This is a genomic window from Paenibacillus timonensis (assembly GCF_022427145.1).
GTDB classification, from domain to species: Bacteria; Bacillota; Bacilli; order Paenibacillales; family Paenibacillaceae; genus Fontibacillus; species Fontibacillus timonensis.
This window is the reverse complement of the sequence record NZ_JAKSXN010000043.1, coordinates 17,901-39,824: the sequence shown is the minus strand read 5'-3', so window position 1 is coordinate 39,824 and position 21,924 is coordinate 17,901. Positions and strand designations below refer to the sequence as shown.

At 57.0% G+C, this 21,924-nt stretch carries 17 protein-coding genes and 1 pseudogene; 1 reads left to right on the top strand and 17 read right to left on the bottom strand.

The window, feature by feature from the left end:
- Positions 1-12: 12 nt before the first annotated feature.
- Both MJ257_RS16905 and MJ257_RS16900 read right to left on the bottom strand, forming a co-directional pair.
- Positions 13-672: a class II aldolase/adducin family protein gene (locus MJ257_RS16905; RefSeq protein WP_240270339.1), complete on the bottom strand. Its 660-nt coding sequence runs from the start codon at positions 670-672 to the stop codon at positions 13-15.
- Positions 673-705: 33 nt separating this feature from the next.
- Complete coding sequence (locus MJ257_RS16900; protein WP_240270338.1) at positions 706-2,496, bottom strand: L-fucose isomerase; 1,791 nt, start codon at positions 2,494-2,496, stop codon at positions 706-708.
- Positions 2,497-2,704: 208 nt separating this feature from the next.
- On the opposite strand from MJ257_RS16900, the gene MJ257_RS16895 reads away from it, so the two are divergent.
- Complete coding sequence (locus MJ257_RS16895) at positions 2,705-3,547, top strand: AraC family transcriptional regulator (RefSeq protein WP_240270337.1); 843 nt, start codon at positions 2,705-2,707, stop codon at positions 3,545-3,547.
- A gap of 265 nt (positions 3,548-3,812) precedes the next feature.
- Here MJ257_RS16895 and MJ257_RS16890 read toward each other — a convergent pair whose 3' ends face one another.
- The 15 genes and pseudogenes from MJ257_RS16890 to MJ257_RS16820 all read right to left on the bottom strand — a co-directional run bounded on the left by MJ257_RS16890 (position 3,813) and on the right by MJ257_RS16820 (position 21,923).
- Positions 3,813-6,122, bottom strand: coding sequence for a glycoside hydrolase family 3 C-terminal domain-containing protein (locus MJ257_RS16890; RefSeq protein ID WP_240270336.1), 2,310 nt, complete (start codon positions 6,120-6,122; stop codon positions 3,813-3,815).
- Positions 6,123-6,174: 52 nt separating this feature from the next.
- Entirely contained in the window at positions 6,175-7,833 is a 1,659-nt protein-coding gene (locus MJ257_RS16885; protein ID WP_240270335.1) for a response regulator transcription factor, read from the bottom strand.
- Positions 7,823-9,625, bottom strand: a complete 1,803-nt coding sequence (locus tag MJ257_RS16880; protein WP_240270334.1) for a cache domain-containing sensor histidine kinase — start codon at positions 9,623-9,625, stop codon at positions 7,823-7,825. The genes MJ257_RS16885 and MJ257_RS16880 overlap by 11 nt, the downstream gene beginning before the upstream one ends.
- Before the next feature lie 234 nt (positions 9,626-9,859).
- Positions 9,860-10,627, bottom strand: coding sequence for a carbohydrate ABC transporter permease (locus MJ257_RS16875; protein WP_240270333.1), 768 nt, complete (start codon positions 10,625-10,627; stop codon positions 9,860-9,862).
- Positions 10,628-10,708: 81 nt separating this feature from the next.
- Entirely contained in the window at positions 10,709-11,584 is an 876-nt protein-coding gene (locus MJ257_RS16870) for a carbohydrate ABC transporter permease (RefSeq protein ID WP_178025032.1), read from the bottom strand.
- A 141-nt stretch (positions 11,585-11,725) separates the two neighbouring features.
- On the bottom strand, positions 11,726-13,054 hold the full coding sequence (locus MJ257_RS16865) for an extracellular solute-binding protein (protein ID WP_240270332.1): 1,329 nt from the start codon (positions 13,052-13,054) through the stop codon (positions 11,726-11,728).
- 325 nt (positions 13,055-13,379) lie between these two features.
- Positions 13,380-14,399, bottom strand: a complete 1,020-nt coding sequence (locus MJ257_RS16860) for a glycoside hydrolase family 130 protein (protein ID WP_240270331.1) — start codon at positions 14,397-14,399, stop codon at positions 13,380-13,382.
- 404 nt (positions 14,400-14,803) lie between these two features.
- Positions 14,804-15,517 carry a GntR family transcriptional regulator gene (locus MJ257_RS16855; protein WP_240270330.1) on the bottom strand — a complete coding sequence of 238 codons (714 nt, stop codon included), beginning with the start codon at positions 15,515-15,517 and terminating at the stop codon, positions 14,804-14,806.
- A gap of 11 nt (positions 15,518-15,528) precedes the next feature.
- Entirely contained in the window at positions 15,529-16,548 is a 1,020-nt protein-coding gene (locus tag MJ257_RS16850) for a sugar kinase (RefSeq protein WP_240270329.1), read from the bottom strand.
- Positions 16,541-17,297: pseudogene (gene dagF, locus MJ257_RS16845) on the bottom strand (2-dehydro-3-deoxy-phosphogluconate aldolase). The gene MJ257_RS16850 and the pseudogene dagF overlap by 8 nt, the downstream one beginning before the upstream one ends.
- A 1-nt stretch (position 17,298) precedes the next feature.
- Positions 17,299-18,402 carry a DgaE family pyridoxal phosphate-dependent ammonia lyase gene (locus tag MJ257_RS16840; RefSeq protein ID WP_240270328.1) on the bottom strand — a complete coding sequence of 368 codons (1,104 nt, stop codon included), beginning with the start codon at positions 18,400-18,402 and terminating at the stop codon, positions 17,299-17,301.
- Positions 18,368-19,480 (bottom strand): amidohydrolase/deacetylase family metallohydrolase, encoded by a 1,113-nt coding sequence (locus tag MJ257_RS16835; protein WP_240270327.1) that lies wholly within the window; start codon positions 19,478-19,480, stop codon positions 18,368-18,370. Before MJ257_RS16835 ends, MJ257_RS16840 begins: the two co-directional genes overlap by 35 nt.
- Before the next feature lie 85 nt (positions 19,481-19,565).
- The gene (locus tag MJ257_RS16830; RefSeq protein ID WP_240270326.1) at positions 19,566-21,155 is read right to left on the bottom strand and encodes a DUF4127 family protein; all 1,590 of its coding nucleotides are present in this window, start codon (positions 21,153-21,155) and stop codon (positions 19,566-19,568) included.
- A gap of 180 nt (positions 21,156-21,335) precedes the next feature.
- Positions 21,336-21,548 (bottom strand): hypothetical protein, encoded by a 213-nt coding sequence (locus MJ257_RS16825; protein ID WP_372489838.1) that lies wholly within the window; start codon positions 21,546-21,548, stop codon positions 21,336-21,338.
- 93 nt (positions 21,549-21,641) lie between these two features.
- A complete protein-coding gene (locus MJ257_RS16820) occupies positions 21,642-21,923 on the bottom strand; it encodes a holin (protein WP_240270325.1) in 282 nt (93 codons plus the stop codon).
- Position 21,924 lies beyond the last annotated feature (1 nt).

Genomic DNA, 21,924 nt, shown 5'->3' with positions numbered 1-21,924 from the left:
TTCACCGTCCGATCACTTCATTTTTTGCAGCAGCGTGATCCGGTAGTCTTCGCTTTCGAGCGCGGCGATGTCCGCGACCTCCTGATCCGTCAACGGGACCGGCGTTCCCGCCGCCTTCGCGCTTAAGTAAATTTTTGCGCTCTCCTCCACGACCTGGGTCCGGTAGTACGCCTCCCGCAGATTACGGCCCGTCGTCACCAGCCCATGGTTCCCGAGCAAAATCGAACTCGCCTCGTTCACCTTTTCGGCCACCGCGTTCGCCAACAGATCCGTCGTCGGGATCAAATACGGGATGAACGCCGTCCGCCCGACCAATGCAGCCTGATCCGGGAACATGATCGGCAAGTCGCGCTCAATCAGCGTAAAAGCGATGCAATGGGACGGATGCGTATGCACCATGGCTCCCATGTCGGGCTTTTGGCGGTAGCCGTATAAATGCATCAGCACTTCGGACGACGGACGCAGGCCGATATCGGTCACCTCTCCCGTCGGAATGTCCACCTCGATCCACTGCTCCGGCTCAATCTCCTCGAGCGCGAAGCCGCTAGGCGACAGATACATCTTATCGCCGGCCCGGGCGCTGATATTGCCGCCCGGACCTACGACTAACCCGCTATTCACGATTTTGCGGGCATACTTGCAAAGCTCTTGGCGTGTTTCCATGTTCTGCATCGCGATCTTCTCCTTCTTCGCTTGAGTAGCTGTTTACTGATACAGCGGCCCGAATGCGGTGCAGGCCCGGAAGTCGGCGCTCTCCGCATCCTCGGTGCCGAACAGGCCCCAAGCCCGCGGGCGGAACACCTTCTCCTTCGGCACGTTGTGCATGCTGACCGGAATGCGAAGGATCGACGCCAGCGTGATCAGGTCGGCGCCGATATGGCCGTAGCTGATCACGCCGTGGTTCGCGCCCCAGTGGTCCATCACGTCATAGACGCTGGCGAACGCGCCGCTGCCGGTCAGGTTTGGCGCAAACCAGGTCGACGGCCACGTCGGGTCCGTGCGTTTGTCGAGCGTGTCGTGCACGTGCTCCGGCAGGTCCACCGAGTACCCTTCGGCGATTTGCAGCACCGGCCCGAGCCCTTTGACCAGGTTCAGCCGGGTCATCGTCATCGGCATGCCGCCGCGGGTCAAATAATCGGTGGAAAATCCGCCGCCGCGGAAATACTCCAGCGAAGCCGACCGGAATTGCGTCGCTTGCAGCATGCGTTCGACTTCCTCCTCGCTGATCTCCCAGAACGGCTTGATGACGGGGGCGCCGTCTTTCATTTGCTCGCCGGTCCCGTCGAGCGCGGCCGATCCGGAGTTGATCAGGTGCAGGATGCCGCCTGCTGCGCGGCCCTCCAGCTTATGGCCGGTCACCCGCTCCACGGATGCCGGGCTCCAGTACGTGCGCACGTCGGCAAAAATCTGCGCCGTATTCGTCAGCAAGTACCCAAACAGCATGCCGACGCCGTTCAGGCTGTCGTTCTCCGTCGCCACAAGATAAGGCGCTCTCGTGCCGTTCCAGTCGAACGTCGAATTCAGCAGCGTCTCCATGAAATCGCCGTTCGGGAAGTGATCCGTCCATTGGCGTTGCCCCTGGAAGCCGGAGGCGATCGCGTGATGGCCTTGCGCCTCTTCCTCATAGCCCAATTCGGCGAGGCGCGGGTTGCCGATCATCAGATCGCGCGTGATCAGCGTCATTTTGACGACCGTCTCCCATTCTTGGTCCTTACGCTCCCGCGTCGTCTGCAGATGGGCCGGATTATTGTCCGGGCCTTCCTGGCAATTTTCCTTCACCCAGGCCAGCGCCGCTTCGTATTCCTCGGGGTCGTAGATCCCTTCCTCCATCCGCCGCGTGAACTCGGTCATGTCGATATACTCGTTGCGCATGCCCAGATACTCTTGGAAAAAGGCATCGTTCACCATCGAACCCGCGATCCCCATCGAGACCGAACCCATCGACAGATAAGCCCGGTCGCGCATCAATGCCGCCGCCAGCCCGCCGCGGGCAAACCGCAGCAGCTTCTCCTCCACGTCGGCCGGGATCCGGTCGTCGCCTTCGTCCTGCACGTCTTCGCCGTAAATTCCGAACGCCGGCAGCCCTTTTTGCGCATGCGCGGACAACACGGCCGCCAAATACACGGCGCCGGGACGGCCGGTGCCGTTAAAGCCCCATACCGCCTTCGGGATCTGCGGATCGGTATCCATCGTTTCCGTTCCGTAGCACCAGCACGGCGTCACGGTGATCGATACGCCCACCTCGGCCGCCTTGAATTTCTTCGCTGCGGCCGCCGCTTCCGCTACGCCGCCGATGCACGTATCGGCAATTACGCATTCTACGGGCTGCCCGTTCGGGTAGCGGATCTCCGCCTCCAGTAGCCGGGCCACTGCCTTGGCCAGGTTCATCGTCTGTTCCTCCAATGATTCGCGCACGCCTCGTCTTCTGCCGTCGATCGTTGGACGAATGCCGATTTTCGGAAATCCGTCCCGCCATCTGTAACCGTTTTCAACCATACCCATTTTGCCTCCTTGGACAATGAATTATAGTCCCATTCTAAAGTTGGTCCGGTACGTTCGGGAACCTACTATATTGCCCTCTTGCCGCCGCAACATCGCAAAATAGTGAACCGCCTTCCCTCACGTGCAATTTTCCTGCAATCGCCTCCCATCCGCCTCCACTTCCGCTATAATGGGATTATCCAACGTTCGGGAGGAGCTTACCGTGCCGAAAATCGAAATTCCCCATCGCAAAAGCGACCGCTTCCGTTTCAAAAAGACGCCCGAGCTGCTGTACGCCGGCCAAGTCGTGGACGAACGCCGTTTCTACGCTCCGCCGCAAATTCACGACTATTGCGAGATCATCTATATCGTCGACGGCCGCGGGGAATTCCGGATCGGCGGCACGACCTACGAAGTGCATCCCGGCGACGTTGCCGTCTATAACGCCGGCGTTCCGCATGAGGAACGTTCGGTTAGCACGGAACCGTTCAAATTAATTTACTGCGGCGTAGGCAACGTGCATGTCGACGGCGTACCGCCGGGGCAACTGCTGCCCGCTTCCGTCGACCCGGTCATCCCGTGCGAGAAATACGCCTTCAAAGTGGAGAGCTACCTGTCGGAAATGCTTCAGGAATGCGACTCCCAGGTGCTCGGCTACGAGACGCTGAGCAATAACCTGCTCATGTCGCTGATCACGCTCCTGTACCGGATCGTCGACGTGAAGCATCCGTTCGATCCGCTGAAGGACAAGAATGAAATCACCGTCCGCACCAAGCAGTTCATCGATAAAAATTACACGCGCAGCATCACGCTCAAGGAAATCGCCGATACCCTTTACGTCAGCCAACACTATCTATCCCATCTGTTCAAAAAGGAACTAGGCGATTCGCCCGTCAACTACCTGATCAACCGCCGGATCGAAGAAGCGAAGCGCTTGCTCCGCGAAACCCATGCGCCGATTCATGAGGTCGCCGCCCGGGTCGGCTACGGGAACGACAAATATTTCTCCATGCTGTTCAAAAAAGTAACCGGCCAATCGCCCAGCGCTTTCCGGGAGACGAAATAGGCTGGGCGCTTTGTGCGCTCTGCAGGCGTTTTTCACCATTATCCCTTTTGTTCAGGGGCGTAAGTTTGTTCACCCGAGTTAGCCCGTTTCTTGTTGTAATCTTATCGTCTGATTAAACGGGATCATACAGCAAAGCGTCCGACAAAAGGTATTCTCTGGCGCCAAAGCCGCTTACCCTTCCCCATCAAAACAAACAGCGCAAAGTACCGGGGGGCTGTCTGCCCTCGGAACCTTGCGCTGTAAATTACGAACTTGTCTCCTATAGTTACACTGTCACGGTCAAATCAGCGGATAGCGTATCGCGGCTGTCGCCCCCGACTTGAACAGCGACTTTGCATGGTACCGCCGCAAAACGCATCTTCCGGTTCCAGATCCCCAGCTCCTCCCGGCCCAGCATGAACTCGACGACACGGCGTTCCCCCGGGTTCAGCTCGATTTTGCTAAAACCCTTCAGCTCGGCGATCCGCCGGGTGATGCCCGATTCCCGGGCCCGGATGTACAATTGGACTGTTTCCGCCCCACTCCAGTCCCCCGTATTTTCCACCTCGACGCGAACCGTCACCCGCTCCCCGTTCTCCAGCTCCGCCGCCGAGACGACCTCTCGGGACAAGGATAAATGGGCATAGGCAAACTGCGTGTAGCTCAGCCCGTAACCGAACGGGTACAACGGCGCGGAGGGCATATCGACGTAATTTCGGGTTCGACCGGGATCCTTTTGGTTGTAATATACGGGGAGCTGGGCAGAGGATCGCGGCAGCGTCACCGGCAGCTTGCCGCTCGGATTCGCGATGCCGAACAGGAGCTCCGCGATCGCCCGGCCGCCTTCCGTCCCGGGATACCACGCGCAGAGGACGGCGCCGCACAAATCGACGACATCGGCGAGCGCATGCGGGCGGCCTTGAATGATCAAGGCGACGACGGGCGTGCCGGTGGCGGCGACGGCCTCGACCAGCTCCTGCTGCACCCCGCCGAGAGACAGGTCGGCCAAGTCGACGCCTTCGCCGCAGTCCATCTCGGACGGGCTGCCCTCTTTGACGATCGCCGCGCCATTGTCTTCGAAGTCGCCCCCGAATTCCCGGGCGCTGCTCCCGCCAAGCACGAGGATCGCGACGTCCGCGCCCTGAGCGGCCTCGACCGCCTCGGCGATGCCCGCCTTGGACCGGTCGCGGATGCCGCATCCCAGGGCGTACACGACCTCGGTGTCTTCCGGGGCGCAAGAACGGATGCCCTGCAGCACCGTCGTGCCGGTCCCTTCGCGCTGGACGCTCGTGTAGTCGCCCAGCTGGTTGTACAAGCGGTCGGCATTCGGGCCGATCACCGCGATCCGCCGCGGCCGGCCGACGATCGGCAGCAAACGGCCTTCGTTCTTGAGCAGCACGGCCGATTCGCGGGCGACCTGCAGGTTCACGTCCCGGAATTCCGGGCTGCCGACAACGGAAATCGCCCGGAGCTCCGGCACGTAAGGCCGGTCGAACAGCCCCAGCCGGAATTTCAGCCGCAGCACGCGCCCGGCCGCACGGTCAATATCGGCTTCCTGTACCAGTCCTAGGCGTACCGCTTCTTCCAGCGTGGAAAAAGCGGTATCCCATAAGCTAAGATCGACGCCCGACGCCAAGGCGAGGGCCGCCGCAGACTCATGGGTACCGGTTAGCGCCAGCAGCCGGTCTACCGCGCAGCCGTCTGCCATCACCAGTCCTTCGAACCCCCATTCCTCCCGCAGGATGCCGGTCAGCAAATCCCGATTGGCATGGCATGGCACGCCGTCGATTTCGTTGTAGGCCGCCATGAAACCCTCGGCTCCGGCGAGCGCTCCCGCCCGGGCAGCCGGGAGATGGATCTCCCGCAGCTCCCGCGGCCCGATGGCCGCCGGACCGGCGTTGCGCCCGCCTTGAGCCGTCCCCTGCGCGCATAAATGCTTCAAGACGACCGCGACGCTGTCCGGTGCATCCAGCTTTCGCGGGTCGTCGCCCTGCATGCCGCGCACCGCCGCTTCCGTGAAGCGGGCGGCCAAATAAGGATCCTCGCCGTAACATTCCTCGGAACGCCCCCAGCGCGGTTCCTGCAAAATATCGAGCGCCGAGACCAGTCCCACGTGCGCGCCGCGGCTGCGGATTTCCGCCGCCACATGGGCGTACGCGCGCGTCATCAACTCCGGATTCCAGGTTGCTCCGGCGCCGAGATTGACCGGCAGCAGCGTCCCGTCGAGCGCCTGGTGGCCGTGCGGACATTCTTCCGTCAGCAGGACGGGAATGCCCAATCGGGTATGCTCCAGCACGTACCGCTGCACCATGTTCGCCACCCTGGCGCTATCCGCCGCGGAGATGCCGTTCCCGTAATTCACGCCCGACCAGGGGTCGCTGCGGAACAAGCCGTACAGCGCCCCCATCCCGCCGCCTTTGGCCACTTCTTCCCTAAACGCATCGGTTAGCTCGAACGTATCGCCCTTGCGAACGTAGGCGTCCCAGCCGTACATCCGCTGATTGAGTTGACCCACCTTTTCCCGGAGCGTCATCCGGGCCAGCAAATCCGCCACCCGCTCTTCCAACGGAGCGGACGGCAGTTTGTAAGTTTCCATCCGTGTTCCCCCCGCTTATCGGCCGGTGGCCCAATCGCCATCCGGCCGCCTCCTAGTCTTTGGCCGGTTCCATGCCGGCCGTCATATCCCCGCCGCCCTCGGACGCCTCCTTGCAGACGCGCAGGCCGCGGTATTCCTTCGGCGTCATGCCCGTATACGTTTTGAACACGGACACGAAATACTTGTATTCCTTATAACCGACCTTGTCCGCGATCTCAAACACCTTATCTTGCGTCGTGGCCAGCAGGTTTTTGGCCTGATCGATCCGCATCTCGTTCATGTATTCCGTAAACCCTTTTCCCGTGCTTTGCTTAAAAATATAACTGAAATAGCTCGGCGTGATTTTCAGCCAAGCGGCGACCTCGGAAGCCTTGAGGTCCGTGCGGTAACGGTCGATGATAAATCTTTTCGCTTTTTCGACGATCCAGTAGGATTTGTCGAGTCCGTTCTGATCGATTAACCGCTGCAGTTCCTCCATATCCTCCAGAACCACCGTTTCGAGTCCGGCATAGGAGTTGAAAATATTCGGGTCCGGCTGCCCCCGGCGGGCGTAATCCAACCCGGTCATGCCGCTTTTGCGCAAGCGTTGGCGGAGCAGCGCGTACAATTCCTCATACAGGTTCCAAACTTCCGGCAGCAGATAACCCGATTCCCGGCAAAAACGGAACAGGTCCTCCACCGTCCGGCGAACTTCCTCCCGACCCTGCTTGAAAAACGCGGATACGAGTCCTTGCACCGTCTCCGTGATGTCGAAGCCCGGCAGCGTTCGGCCGGACATCGCCGCTTCTCCGTAATCAGCCGTCAGGACCCGGCAGCCTTCCAGCACATGAAGCGCCAGCAGACGCACCGCTTCGGCGCAGCGGTCCGCGGTTACCCACAGGTCCTCGTACACGGCGGAAGCGCCGCCATAAATGCGTACTCCCGCTCCCGGGTCAAGCGAACCCAAAGCCGAGGCCAGCCATTCGTCCCACCCATCCGGTTCGGCTCGTTCCGCCGAAGCCAGCAAGGTGATTAGCAAATTTTCATGGTCGAAAACGGACACCGCCCGAAGCGGGCCTCCCTCCAGATTGCGATGCAATCCGAGCAACCAAGCCTCTTGAATCGTTTCGTACCGATCCGCCTCCATATCGGCAAAGCGTTCGTGGAAGTCGGCCATCTGGGTCGCAACGATGCGGAATTGGACGCCATCCAGCGAAGGTGGTGGCTCTTTGCCGTACGCCGAGCCGTGCCGGGCCATGCCCGAAAGCCACAGCTCGATTTCCCGGGCTTTCTCTTCCATGTCGCCGGTGCGGATGCCGGCAACGATTTTTTTCACGACGGCGCTCAATTCTTCAATGTCGACCGGCTTCAGCAGGTAGTCTTCCACCCCAAGCCGGATGGCCTGACGCGCATATTCGAAATCCTCATAGCCGCTGATCATGACGACCTGCACCGCGGGATGCCGTTGCCGCAATTGCTTGGCCAGCTCCAGCCCGTCCATGCCGTCCATGCGGATATCCGAAAGCACCAGTTGGACTCCGTGCTCCTCGATCAGAGCCAGCGCCTCTTTGCCGTCATACGCCTCGCCTACGACTTCCACTCCAAGCTTCGTCCAGTCGATCGTATAACGCAGCCCCTCGCAGATGACCGCTTCGTCGTCGACGATCAGCATTTTCACGCGTTTGCCTGCGCCGGCAGGATCTATACTCGCGTTTCGAAATTCAGGATTCATGGGGTTCACCTCCGGGATGGCAAGCCTCGGCAAAAGGGAAACGAAGCCGTACCCACGTGCCTTCGGCCGAAGTATCAACGATCTCCAGACCGTAGTCTTGTCCGAAAAAGATCGATAGTCTCTCGTGAATGTTATGCATGGCTCCCTCCCTGGTTCCGCCGGTCCCCGACCGTTCCAGGGCGCTCCGGACGGCTTCCGCCTTGCCGGGATCCATTCCTTTGCCGTTATCGATGACGTCCACCCAGATTTCGCCTTCGCGGGCGTAACAGCGCACGTTGACCTCTCCGTACGGTTTGCCGCGGTCCAGGCCATGCTTGATGAAGTTCTCCACCAACGGCTGGATCGTGGCTTTCAACGTCACGGCCTCCTCGATGCCCGCCTCGGCATGGAGGGAATATTTCAACTTCTTCTCCCCGAGCCGGCGCTGCTGCAGGTACAAGTAGGATTGGGCGAATTCCAGCTCCTTGCGCAGCGTGGTTTGATAGCTTCCGTTATTCATGCTGGACCGGAAAAACTTCGACAGCATTTCGATCAGCTGGCTCGACTTCGAGGCCTGCTCCAATCGCGCCGTCCAACGGATCATATCCAGCGTATTGTACAGAAAATGCGGGTCCATCTGGTTTTGCATGAGCTTCAGCTCGGATTCCCGTTCCCTTAGCTCCAGCTTGTATTTATGCTCGATGAGTTGCTGAATCGTCGCGACCATCTCATTGAACTTGCGGTTCAATTCGGAAATTTCGTCGTTGGAATTGACCGGAACCCGAGCGTTGAAGTCGCCGTACGTGACTTTGCTGGTTTCCTTTTTGAGGCGCAAAATCGGACGGATGATCGTATAGTGGAACCCGATCAACGCGGTCAACCCCAGCAGCATGATCGCCGTCAGGATGACCAGCATCGTCATCTTGATTCCGCGGAACTCCTCGGATACCTTCGCCTCGGGAATCATGGCGACCACTTTCCAATCCGTATTTTCCATTCGATTATATAAGGTTAAATAACGCTGGCCGTTCACCTCGTACGTCAGGTCTCCCCGTCCGGACGACAGCTTGTCCAGCAGCGGTGCTCCCGGCTGGAGCACATCCGGCAACGGATTCGTCGATCCCAGGATCACCTGGCCTTCCGCGCCGACGATGAACACGCTCCCGGCCCCGTCCTTGAATATCCCTTTCTCCAGCAGGCCGACGATACTCGCTTCATCCAAACGGATGATCAGCCTTCCCAGCGGTTTGGTGATCTGGCTGAAGGAGTTGAGGACGCGGAACATCGAGAAGACGCGAACCTCGCCGTTCCAATCGCTATGGAGCGCATACCCTTCGGTCCAAGTAATCCCGCCTTTGCGCGCTTTGGCGGCCTGTTCCCATCTCGACTCGTCGCCGCTGAACGGCTCGCCCATTTCGATAAAGCTGCCATTAAAGCCGTAAATTTCGATGGACCGAATGTAACCCTTCGACATCAGCTGAAACGTCAGGAAGTCCTCGATATTCCGCTTTAGGACGGCTTGCTGCTCGCTGCTGAGCGGAGGCGACGTGCGCAGGAAGTTCCGCATGTCCGGGCTCAAAATCAAATAATTGGCGATATCCTCGACCATTTTGGTCTGCTCGCCGAGTTGGCCGGCGACGTTGTCCAGATTTCGCTTGGTCGAATTGATGAACTGTTCCCGCAGCACCTCGTTGAATTGAATTTGCACGACCACGCCGACGCCGAACGTCGGCAGGATGACGAAGATCAGGAAGATGACAAGCGCCTTCCGCTTTAAGCCAAAGCTGCCAAGTACCCTTCTATAGCCTGTCATCGCCTTCACCTCCGCCTAGTCGTGGTGTATTTTGGGAGCAAGTAATGTATGAAAATAAAAGTTAAAAAGTCAGGTTTTCAGCACCGAGAAGGTTGGATGAAGCTAGGGACTGAGTAGCGCAGCGTAGTTGGAGGCTACGTGAGCAACGGAAGGCCCGGCTGAATTCAAGATTCGAAGTCGACTAAGCTTCCTGTACTTGCTTCGTGATCAAAAGATGACTTTTTAACATCCCCACTAGCCTTTGACTGCTCCTGCTGTCATGCCGGTGACCAGCTGCTTCTGCAACAAGAGATAAAAGATAATGATCGGAATGAGCGCCATCGTCAGCGCCGCCATTTGCAGGGTCAGGCTCGCCGTTTCGATGCCGACGAAGTTGGCCAAGCCCAGCGGCAGCGTCTTGAGTGCGGAAGAACTGATCAATACCAAGGCGAACAAGTACTCATTCCAGTTGTATATGAAGTTGAGGATAACGACGGTGGCCATCGCAGGTCTCGTGATCGGAAGAATGATCGACCAGAAGATCCGGAATATGCCCGCGCCGTCCATCACGCCCGATTCCTCCAAGTCCTTGGGGAATCCCCGCATGAAGCCCTCCAGTATAATGATCGTTAATGAGAGATGGAACGCCGTGTACGGCAAGATTAACGATAAATGTGTATCCAGCAGGTGCAATTTTTGCATGATCAGAAAGATCGAAATCAACGTCGCGTGGATCGGCACCAGCATGCCGAGCAGAAAGACGCCGTAGGTGATGCCGCGAAGCTTGAATTGAAACCGCGATAGGAAATAGGACGCCAAGGCCCCGAAAAATACGGTCACGATCAAGGACGCAAACGTGACGAAAAGGCTGTTCAGAAAATATACGTTCATATTCGCGACCTTCCACGCCTCCGCGTAGTTGGAGAAATGCAAAGCCTCCGGGAGCGAAAACGGATTGGCCGCGTATTCCTGTTCATTTTTGAAAGAGTTGACGACCATCCAGAACAGCGGGACTATATTCATCATAGCGAATAGGCTTAAGAAAAGTGTATGCAAATATTCGGAAGCCGGCAGACTTCTTATTCATGGGTATATCCTCCTTCCTTAAGCTTCTTTTTCCCGGCCCAACCGGTTCACCAGCGAGATGACGATCAAGCTGAACAGCAGGATCAGGATCGACACCGCGCTGCCGTATCCGTAACGCATGTTCATGAAGGCGCTGTTGTACATGTGAATCGTCATGACTTCGGTTTGATGCGCCGGGCCGCCGCCCGTCAGGATCTGAATCAGGTCGAAGACGCGGAAGGAGTTGCTGATGCTGTAGACGACCCCAACCATAAGCGTGCTGCGAATCATCGGGATCGTAATGCGAAAGGTGCGTTTGAGCCCGGTGGCTCCATCCAGTTCGGCTGCTTCGTTGACCTCGTCGGGGATGTTTTGCAGCGCGGCCAGGAAAATCACCATGTACAATCCGCAGTTCTGCCAGATGTACGCAATGCTGATCGACAGCATCGACCACCGGTCGTCGCCCAGCCAATTTTGCTTCCAGCCGTCGAGGCCGACGATGCCCAGCAGATTGTTCAGCATCCCGTACTCCGTGTTATAAACCATGCCCCAGATCAGGGACACCATGACGGATGAAATCACGACCGGCATGAAGCCGACCGTCCGGAAAAATCCGGAGCCTTTGAGCCCGCGGTTCAGCAGAAGCGCAAGTAATAAACCAAGCGGAATTTGGCCGATCAGGCCGGTTACCATGATGATGACGTTATTTTTGACGGACAGCCAGAAGGTGTCGTCGCCCAGGATCTTCACGAAATTATCAAGGCCGACGAACTTCATCGAACCGATGCCGTTCCAATCCATCACCGAATAGTACAGAGACATTCCGATCGGAACGATGGCAATGCCCAAATAGATGATCAACGCCGGAAACAACCCGATAAAAATCGCCAGTTTCGTGCCTCGTAACGTTTGCACCAGAGGTTCCCTCCTTTTCCTTTATGTCGAATCCAGCTTCAAGCCCGATGAATGAAGAAAACCCGGGAATCGGGTTTTCTTTCACGCATCGATTTTGAAAGAAGTAAGCGCGTGTTGTTTAGTGACCTAAGGATGCCTTCGTTAATTGCTGCTGCTATAGTTCTCCATGGCTTCCTGAACTTCCTTAGCCAGCTCTTCCGGCGTGCCGCGGCCCACGGTCAGGGCTTGCAGTCCATTTTGCAGAACGTCCACCACTTGCGTAGGAATGACGCTATCGAATACCGGAGCCGTGCCGTTGCCGGTCAGCGACAGCATTTCTTTCAGATAAGGGCTGGCGTCTTCGGGAATTTCCACCTTAGCCGGCACGACCACCCCGTTGCGGATCAATTCTTTATACAAATCTTCGCTCACGAAAAACTTCAAGAACTCCTCGGCAGCCGCTTTTTTCTTCTCGTCGAGCCCGTTCTTGATGGCGATGCCGTATTGCACGATCCCGGCGCTCTTCTTCGGATCGCCTTTGCCGCCTTCTACGCTCGGGAACAGGGCGATGCCGAATTTGTCTCCCTCCTCGTTGTTGATCCGAACTCGTCCATCGACGGTCGCGGAGGAAATATGCATGGCTGCTTTGCCTTGGATAAAGTAATCCTGGCCTTGAACGGAGTCCATGTTGTTGGCGTCCGTATTGAAGGCGCCCAGCTTCGTCAGCTCATCGATGACCGAAAGCGCCTTGACGAACTCGGGGTCGGTGAACTTCGCTTTGCCTTCAAGCACGGCCGGAAGGAAATCGCTTCCGGTGAACCGGTCGCCGATAATGGAAATGTAAGACGATTGCAATGGCCATTGTTCCTTATTGCCAAGCGAAATCGGGGTAATTCCCGCCGCTTTCAGCTTTTTCACCGCATCGATGAATTTGTCGTAGGTGTCGGGGAATTGATCGTAACCCACTTGCGCGAACATCTCTTTGTTGTAATAAATGATGTCTACGAAATTTTGCTTGGTCGGTACCGCATATTGCTGTCCGTCCACGTTAAATCCGGCTAGCGCGGCTTCCGGCAGAATCGAACCCCAGTTGTCCATCAGATCGTTGATCGGCTGAAGCAAATTACCGGCAACAAGCGGCGACAAATCCGCCCCAGGCCATACGACGTTGATATCGGACAGGTTGTTGGCGGCCGCTAACGTACGCAGCTTGGTCTTGTACTGGGCGGATGGTACGCCGTCCTGCTTGATCACGATGTTCGGATGCTGCTTTTCGAACTCGGCGATCCGCGCTTTGTAGACTTCGTTGTCCACGTTCGGGGAAGTCCAAGGATGCATCATGTTCAGGGTAATCGTCTCCGCCTCGCCCGCGCCGCCGGCGTTGTTGTTGCCGCCCGCTGCGTTTTCGTTGCCGCAAGCCGCCGCGAACAGCGTCAGCACCGCAATCAAACCGAGCAGTACCGCTTTTTTGCCTCTGTGTGTTTTGCCCATAATCAACCCTCTTCTCTTGGTATTTGGATCAGATCCATAAACATAACAGGCAATGATCGTTTTCGTTTCCCTACCTGTTATATTACCTATTATAAAAGCGGTCTTGCTTTGACTATATCCCACAAATCTTCGATTATATCCGAAATATTCAGATGATTTTCAGGTCGGTTAAGCGTTTCCCACGAATCTATGTCACATATTGTAACATTTAAAATCCGGCTTTTCGCTTGGAGGTGCGATTTTCCTTTTCCGTCTGTTTCAGTAAGCGCTTGCAGGAGTTGCTTTTTGAATAACCGCCTTATGCGGTCATTCAAAAGCAAGTAACTTAGGCCTGCAGCTCATTCAGAATATAGTCGACGAGTTCTTCGACCGGCACCGTAGCTAGCGCGATCGCCGTATCGGTCACCCCGTAGTAGATGTAGAGCAATCCGTCTTTGACGACGTTCCCCGTCGGGAAAATGACGTTCGGGATCTGGTAGCCGAATTTCTCGTAATATGTTTCCGGCTCCATGATGAAGTTTTTCGTGCGGGCGATGACTTTCTCCGGATTCTCCAAATCCAGCAGCATGGCGCCGACGCGGTAGACCACCTCGTCGTCCACTCCGTGATACAACACGAGCCACCCGCGATCCGTCCGTACCGGCGGCGTCGACCCGCCGATTTTGCGCGATTCCCACGTCATGTTTTCCGCTTTCGCCAGCAGCTTCGGTTCCTCCCAGTGGATCAGATCGTCCGAATAGGTGATCCACATCGCCGCCTTCTCCGTACCGTACGCTTCGCCCACATATTCCTCCGGCCGGCGCAACAACACGAACTTGCCGTTGATTTTCTCCGGAAACAGGATGTTGTCGCGGTCGTTGATCTCAAGCGGCGTCGTGTCGGCCACGAACTCCCAATCGATCAGGTTTTTGGAGGCGAGGATCGACGAACGTGTCAACCAGTGGCCTTCCTGTTCGCCCCACCCGTCCGGGTACTCGGGGATCGAGCGCTCCGGGACCCCCCGGCCTGTCGGGTAATAGCTCATCGCACATGGACGAAGCGCATAATTCAGGTAAAACGTATCGTCGATTTTCACGATCCGCGGATCCTGTACGCTGCCATACGGGAAACCGAGCATGTCCGGCGTAACGATCGGCTCGTCCTTCACGTGCGTGAAATGCACGCCGTCTTCGCTTTCCAGCAGACCCAGATAGTTTTTGCACGGCGTCAGCGATCCTGCCGTCCGTTCAATCATATAGAATTTACCGTTATCGATGATCACCGCCGGATTGAATACGGTTACTTTTCTCCATTCGAAACCTCCCGGTACCACGATCGGATTTTCCGGATGCCTCGTTATCTTCATCTGTGCTCCTCCTCATGAAACCCTATAGATATGGATCTTTATAGTTATTATAGCCCTGGCCTTCCGACGGAAATATCCCATAAACTTTCGAAAACATCTGAATAATTCGGATGGGCTGGCGCCGGCCGTAGAAATTTCTTAAACCCGAAGCCAAGGGTCGAGATGTACTCGGTTTTTCATATACATTTAGCCGCTAACGCCAAAAAAGTACGGATTCTATTCGAAATTTCATCTATAATCACGACTTTTGTGCCCCTGGGACTTCAATCTGTATGAAATTTCATATATATCCCGCGAAATTCACCGAAACTGGCGAATTGTATTCGGTTTATCACATAGAAAACCCCAGACCGTTGCGATTCCGGGCAACGATCTGGGGTCTAGAGTTCAATCGACCAGCCGCGTTATGCGTCATAATCTACGATGTAAGCTTGCAGCTCCGTATTGTAGTAGCCGACGCTGTATTCGGCCAGTCTTCCCTGGACATCCCGCGAATACCGCGAGCGCTTCAGCACGGGCACGCCGTCGGCCACCCGCAAAAACCGCTTCGCCTCGGCTGGCGGAAGGGACACCGCAAATTCGTCCCTGAGCTTGTCCAGCGAAACGCCCCACTCCTCCAGCACCTCATAAAGCGAATGATCGCGGAAATCCTCGAGATCCGGTTCTTTCCGGGCGGTCTTCACGAAATGCTCGTAAAAAATATACGGCTGGCCATCGAGATAATACGCGCGTTCCAGCTTCAAGCAACGTTCCCCGAACAGCCCGTGGAGCTCGGAGCCCGCCTCGTTTTGCACCGTTTCGGCGCGGAGCCATTCCTTGCGGATTTGATGGTTTTCCTCCACTAAGATCTCCGTGAAGTGCTTCCACTTGGACCATTTGGAGGCCGCTTTATTGCGGATCACTTTAGTGCCTTTGCCGCTGCCCTTCTCCAAATACCCTTCCTGGACGAGCTCCTGAATCGCGCCGCGGACGGTGATTTTACTGACGGCGAATTCTTGCTCCAGCTGAGGCTCAGAAGGGATATTCGCTCCAAGCGGGTAAACGCCGTACAAAATGCGTTCCTTCAGGATGTTTTTGATTTGCAAATACAACGGTCTATCTTTGCGGGACAAACTCACGACCCTGTTCCCTACCTTTCCACATCGCCGGCGGCGGATTGCTCCATCGCCCGGAGGATTTCCGCCTCCGTCGCCATCGGGGTATCGCCCGGCACGGTATGCGCCAGCATGCCCGCCGCCGCCGCGAACCGGACGGTTCGCTCCGGGGCGAAGCCCTCTAGCTCGCCGTGGATAATCCCGCTCGCAAAAGCGTCCCCCGCCCCTATTCTATCATAGACGGAAAAGGTCAGCCGATCGGAGAAAACAAACCGCTCCCCCTTGTACAGAAACCCGCGCAGCGAGTGGGAGTTGTCGCCGTGGATCCGGCGATGCGTTCCGGCAATCGCGGAAATGCCGTAGCTTTCCGCTACGGCCGGAATCAGCTCCGCCAGCTGATCCTCCCGTTCCTGCCGGGCCGTGGTCATCCCCAGGGTAAGCATCGCGTCCTTTTCGTTCATCATCACGATGTCCGCCAACCGCAGCATCGCTTCGTAATGCGGTTTAGCTTTGGCATATCCGCCTTCCCCCCAAAGGGACGGACGGTAGTTGCAGTCGAAAATCACCATGCCCCCCCGCCGCTTGACCGCTTCGGCGAACGATTTCATGTGCGCCCGCACGCCGTCGTTCATCGCCAGCGTAATCCCGCAGAAATGGACCGCATCGACGCCGGCGGCGATTTCCTCGAAATCATAGGTTCCTTCGGGCGCGGTATTAAAGCTGCTTTCCAACCGGTTCGAGTACGTCACGCGGCTGGGCCGCACGCCAAAGCCGTTCTCCAAGAAGTACATGCCAACGTACTTGCCTCCCCGCAGAACGCGAGCGGTATCGATGCCCAGTTTGCGAAGGTAGGCGGAAGCGGCGTCCCCAAGCGGATTGTCCGGCAACCGCGTGACCAGCGAACCGGCATGCCCGTAACGGGACAAGGCCGATGCGACGTTGACGCCGGTGCCCGAAAAGGAATATTTCAACGTATCGCCCTGCGCCAACGTTTCGTAACCCGGCACCTGCAGGCGCATCATGACTTCGCCGAAGGCTGCTATGCGTTTAGGCATAAGCATCCGCCAGCTTTTTCATGATTTTGGTCAACAGCAGCACGTCTTCGGTGCGGGTGTTGCCGGTCGCCTTGTCGATGATGGAAGTGTAGACGTGCGGAATCACCTGCGGAACGCCGGCTTCCAAGGCGATCCGCAGGATCGCTTCGAAATTGGCCAGATCGATGCCGCCGGTCGGCTCCAGCGCAAAATCCGCCTTGGCACAAAACCGCCGCTACGGCGCGAAGCTCCTCTTCGCGGCTGAGCCCCTGCATCGGGAAGTATTTGAGCGCATTGCCGCCCATATCGCGCACCAGCGCGATCGCCGCTTCGACCGGAACGATCGCCTGCTTCTCCTGGGCGGCGCTGACCGGGCCGGTGGAGATGTTCACGTATCCCGCTTGGCCCGTCGGCGAAACCAAGCTGTTGATCCAGCTGTCTTGCGCACCGAGATTGGCCCGGGTTGCCCCCACAGCCGGGAACACCTGATTGATGTGGCTGCCGGGATAATGCTTGGCGATTTCCGCAACGACCGCCGCCTGGCGGTTATCGCCTGCGCCAAGACCGATCGACACCGCGTCGTCGATTTCCCGGCCGTACGCTTTCATCGCCGTTACGGCTTCCTGGACCGTGGGGTAGTCCTTGGAAAGAACCCCGACGAGAACGTAACCGTCCGCGGCTTCGAACACTTCCTTCGCGTTCGGAATGTCTTTGGCCAATACATTGAGAGCCACCCGTTTTTTATAAAATCGTTTTGCGATCTGCGACATCTTAACGTCCCCCTGCCAATTCGCGTATTTTTTCGGCAATCACCTGGATATCGTCCCCCATCAGCGGGCGCGGATCGATATCGAAATACCCTTGTCTGACTCCGTAATCCCGGGTATAAATCGCGATATCTCCGGTTTGCAGCGCATGAACCATTTCCTTCGCGCCGATGCCGGCCTGCTGCGGATCGACCTGCACACGGGCCCGGTAAATCGCCCGGCCGGCTTCGTCCTGCACGATCGAAACCCGGATTCCCGTAAGTTCGCTGAGGGGCATCAGCGTCTGCAAAGCCGCTTTTTCCCGCTCGCTGTTATCCGGTTTGACGGCGTACTCGTCCAAGGCCTGCAGCAGGCCGAAGGACGTTTCCTTGCCCACCTTCATGCTCCGTCCGATGCCGTGCAGCTGCACCTTCACCCATTCGATAAAGGTGCGTTTGCCGGCGACGATTCCGGAGGTCGGGCCTTCGATCGCCTTGGAGCCGCTATAAATCGCCAAATCGGAGAATTTCACGTACTTCTGCAGGTCCTCTTCCGCCGCAGCGTCCACGATCATCGGCACGTTATTCCTTTTCGCCACCTCCCACGCTTCTTCGACGGAGATCATGTTCTTCTGCACGGCATGGTGCGATTTCACGTAGAGGATCGCCGCCGTTTTTTCGCCGATCGCATCTTCGAGATGTTCCGCCCGGCCTTCGTTGGCATAGCCGACCTCCACTAGTTTGCCACCGCCAAGGTAAACCATCGTTTCTACCGGAGCGCCGTACTGCACATTATGGCCCTTCAGGATGAGGATTTCGTTACGGGGAATCTCCTCTTGATGCAAACGCAAGCTCTTGCGCCGGTCGCCCCGAGTCACGATCGCCGCTACCGACAGGGCGATGCCGCTCGATGCCGAATTCACGATCACCGCCGCCTCCGAACCGACGTGTTTGGCGACATAGTCCCCCGCCTTATCTACGAGATCGGCGATTTCGACGTAACTTTGGCCGCCCCGCTTCATCGCCTCCATCACGGTATCGCTCGGCGCGGATACGCCGAGGATGCTCATCCGCCCGCTGGCGTTGATGACGCGCTTAAGCCCGTACTTCGCATTCAATGAACTTTCCATGGATGATCACTCCTTTTGCTTCAATATGGCGGTTCGAGACACGCCGTTCTCCTTCCGAATCGGTTAACTCCGTCGGTTCTTCCTTGACGGCAAACAAGGTTAAATGGGCCGGGTCCCCGACCCGAATGCGGCCGAGCTCCGGCCTTCCCAGCCACTGCGCGGCGCGCGAGGTCACCGCCGAGATGACCTCTTCAAGCGAATAACCGAGATAGAGGAATTTGCTTAGCACGTTCGCCATGCTGTACACCGGACCGTTCAGGCGGTTGCCCCGGTAGATGTCGGTGCTGATCGTATCCGGATTGATGCCGTTCCGTTTTGCCGCCTCGGCGACCCGGAAGGAGAAGCTCGCCGTGCCGTGGCCCACGTCGAGATGCACGCCTCGCCCGATAGCTTCAGTCAAAATCGGGAGCGGTTCGCCCGATGCTTCGAACAGATTGTTCGCTTTGCCGTTGAGATAATGGGTAATGATATCTTTTCGCTGCAGCAGCGGAATCACCTCCCGGATATCGGGCGGCGCCGAACCGATATGCACCATCAACGGCAGTCCCGTCTCGAGCGACAACTCCCGCGCGATGCGCAGCGGCTCCACGCCGTTCTCCCGGACCACGCTTTGGCTGATCCTCGCTTTCAGGCCGACGATGGAGTCGCTGTAATCGGAGATCGCTTCTTTGACCCGATCGCGATCGATCCAGGCCAACTCGGACAGTTCGTCGACGCGTTTCAACCCGATCCGCGAGATGTTCAAGAACGCCAACAGGTTGGTGGCGGACGATTTGCCGCTCGCCATCAGGTCGCCGATCCGGTCCGCACCGCAGCTGCCGGCGTCCACGATCGTCGTGACGCCCTGCTTCACGCCGATCTCATCGATTTCGTCGCCATACGGGTCGAATTCCGGAAAAGCGTGGACATGCATATCGATCCAGCCGCTGGATACATAAAGGGAGGATGCATCCCATTCCTGATCGCCGCGAGCCTGGCCGGCTCCGGTGATCTCGGCGATTTTTCCGTCCTCGATCACGATGTCGATCTCTTCCCCGTTCACTCTCTTCAGATGATGGAGAACCACTTTTTCCTTCACTATGCTCGCCTCTTTTTAATGGATCGTTGTCATGCTTACGATTGGGTTTAGCATAACACGGAAAATTCCTCTTGAGAATATAACGTTATAATGTTTGTTTGCGAAGCGCGCCGAATCCTTCGATCGTCAGCTCGAAACCTACCTCAAACATGCGCCTCCACGGAAAATGCAGCCCGCTTAGCCGAATCTTGCCTTCCTTCTCCGGGATATCCGCAAAATAATTCGCCGCCGCTTGGTTCATTTTGTCCGCCAGAATCGCCTCAGCCTGCTCCAAGCAATGCTCCAGCACATAGTAGCTCGCGCTCAGCCGGGGAAGATCGTTCGCCAGCATGTCTTGCCGCACCAGCGATTGATACAGGAAATCCTCCGCCAGACGGTGGTAATAAAAGACACGGCTCGCCTCATATGCCTTCGCCAACTCGCCCTGCGTCCATCGATTCGCGTAGTACGAAGCGATCACCAGATGAGCAACCACCGTCCCCAGCGAGTTCCCGGAGGTATTCCAGCCGGCGTAGGCCGTTAATTGGTCCAGCAGCCCTTGCTGCTGCAGCAAGTTCATCAGCACCGGATCACCGCCGTTGCAGGTCGCCACGTCCCCTAGTGCTACCAGCTTCCCTTTACGCAAGTAGGCCCCCATTGCTTCGGCAAACTCCCGGTAATGGATTTCCGAAAAGTAGGTGCGATGCCGTTCCTGGAACGGGATTTGCTCGGCCATCCCCGCCTGGTCGACCGCCGGCGAGTGGACGAGGAGCACTAAATCCGTCTCTGCGGAATGGTCGGCTAGGACCGCTCCCGACGCCGTAATATGCGATTTGACGCTTTCGTTTAGGCTGCGATCTTCGTATTTCGGTTTGATCCGCGGACCCTGGGTTGAAGAATAACGCACAAAAATCTCCGGCTTGTACTGTTTCAATTCCCCGAAAATGCGGGCAAACATCGTGCAGCCGACCTCGTCGGCGCCCGGGTAGATCAGGACCTTATCCAGCACGTTCAGCGCTACCACACGACCAACCATCATTTGCTGTTCCGCCCGGGAGAAGCCGTATTGGGAATTGTCGTCCAGCGGGACGACCAGATGGTCGATCACGCCTTCGCGAACCAGGGTTAACGCGTGCTGGTTCACTTGCTGGTTAACGGCACGGCGCTCCAGAAAATCGCTCAAGTAGGCTTCAGGGATCAACCGAGTGACGTCTTCCAGTTCCCGTTGTTCCGCCGGAGTTAGCACCTCCTGCTCCGCTTTGTCCGTCAGGTAACTGTATTTGAAAATTTGCCCGCCGTGAAATTTGTAATAATCCGGTTCTTCTTCGTCTTTGTTGTTGTTCGGCACGCGCATGATCAGATTAAAGGCATGGATCTTAACGCCGGGATACCGGCGCTTGATTTCTCCTAAAACGGCCAGCCGGCGCAAGCACTCCTCCAGAGATAAATGATGCAGCCGGGACGGCACGATCCCCCCGTAAACGAGCAGATCGATCGATACGAGCACATAATCCGCTCCTTCCGCGGCCTCGATCATCCATTCCCGAATCGCATGCGTATCCGCCGGGCGTTTCTTGTCCCCGAGCATCGAACGGTCCGGAACGACGAGCGTTACGTCCGTCATCCGCGCCAGCTGCCGGGGAAACTCCTCGTTGCACGGCCTTTCGTCCAGCGGCACATATACCACCTTCGCCATAAAGCTGCTCCCTCCCGTTAGCCTGATTTCCATCGAAAAACAGCGCATAACTCATCGTACGCTTAATGTAATCTTAGCCTTCCGGGAGTTCAGGAAATATCCCACGGATTTACGATAATATCCGAAAAATGCAAAAAGGGCCGTTCGCCAAGGCGAAACGGCCCAAAAACAAGGAGAGGCTCAGGAAGCATGATGCCGTCCTTTTGCCACGGGAACCCAAGCCAAAATATTCTCCATTCGAAAAGCCCGAGGCGCGTTAGAAGTCAGGCAGGTTGCCCTAACTATGCCATCCCGCACATCGTGTACCTCGATCCGCCGTTGCGTGATCTTGCCCGCACGGTCGACGTAGATGATTTCTACCGTCCGGCCGATGTATTTTTTCACCAGTACCATCTCCAAATAGGAACGTTTGTTTGTATTATATGCAAACATACGTTCTTTATTCAACTGGTAAATAAAACAGGGGGGGAATGAATCGGGCTAGGTTCATCCCTTCTCCTTCGTCTTCCCCTGACGGTTATTCCCGAGCTCGAATAGCCCGGTGGCCGACAAACCGGCCAAACCTCCCGCCCACAGCCGCAACACTAATTCCATTTCCGTAAAAGGGTAAGCCGCGGCTCCGACCAATACGCCGATGACGACTCCGATGAAGGGGATCAGGTTTTTGGGCAGGTTGATGGTCGTTTTGACGAGTTGGACCAAAGCTAATACGAATACGGACAAAACCGAGGCAAAGGCCAACACATTGGTTAAAATCTCGTTTTGCATG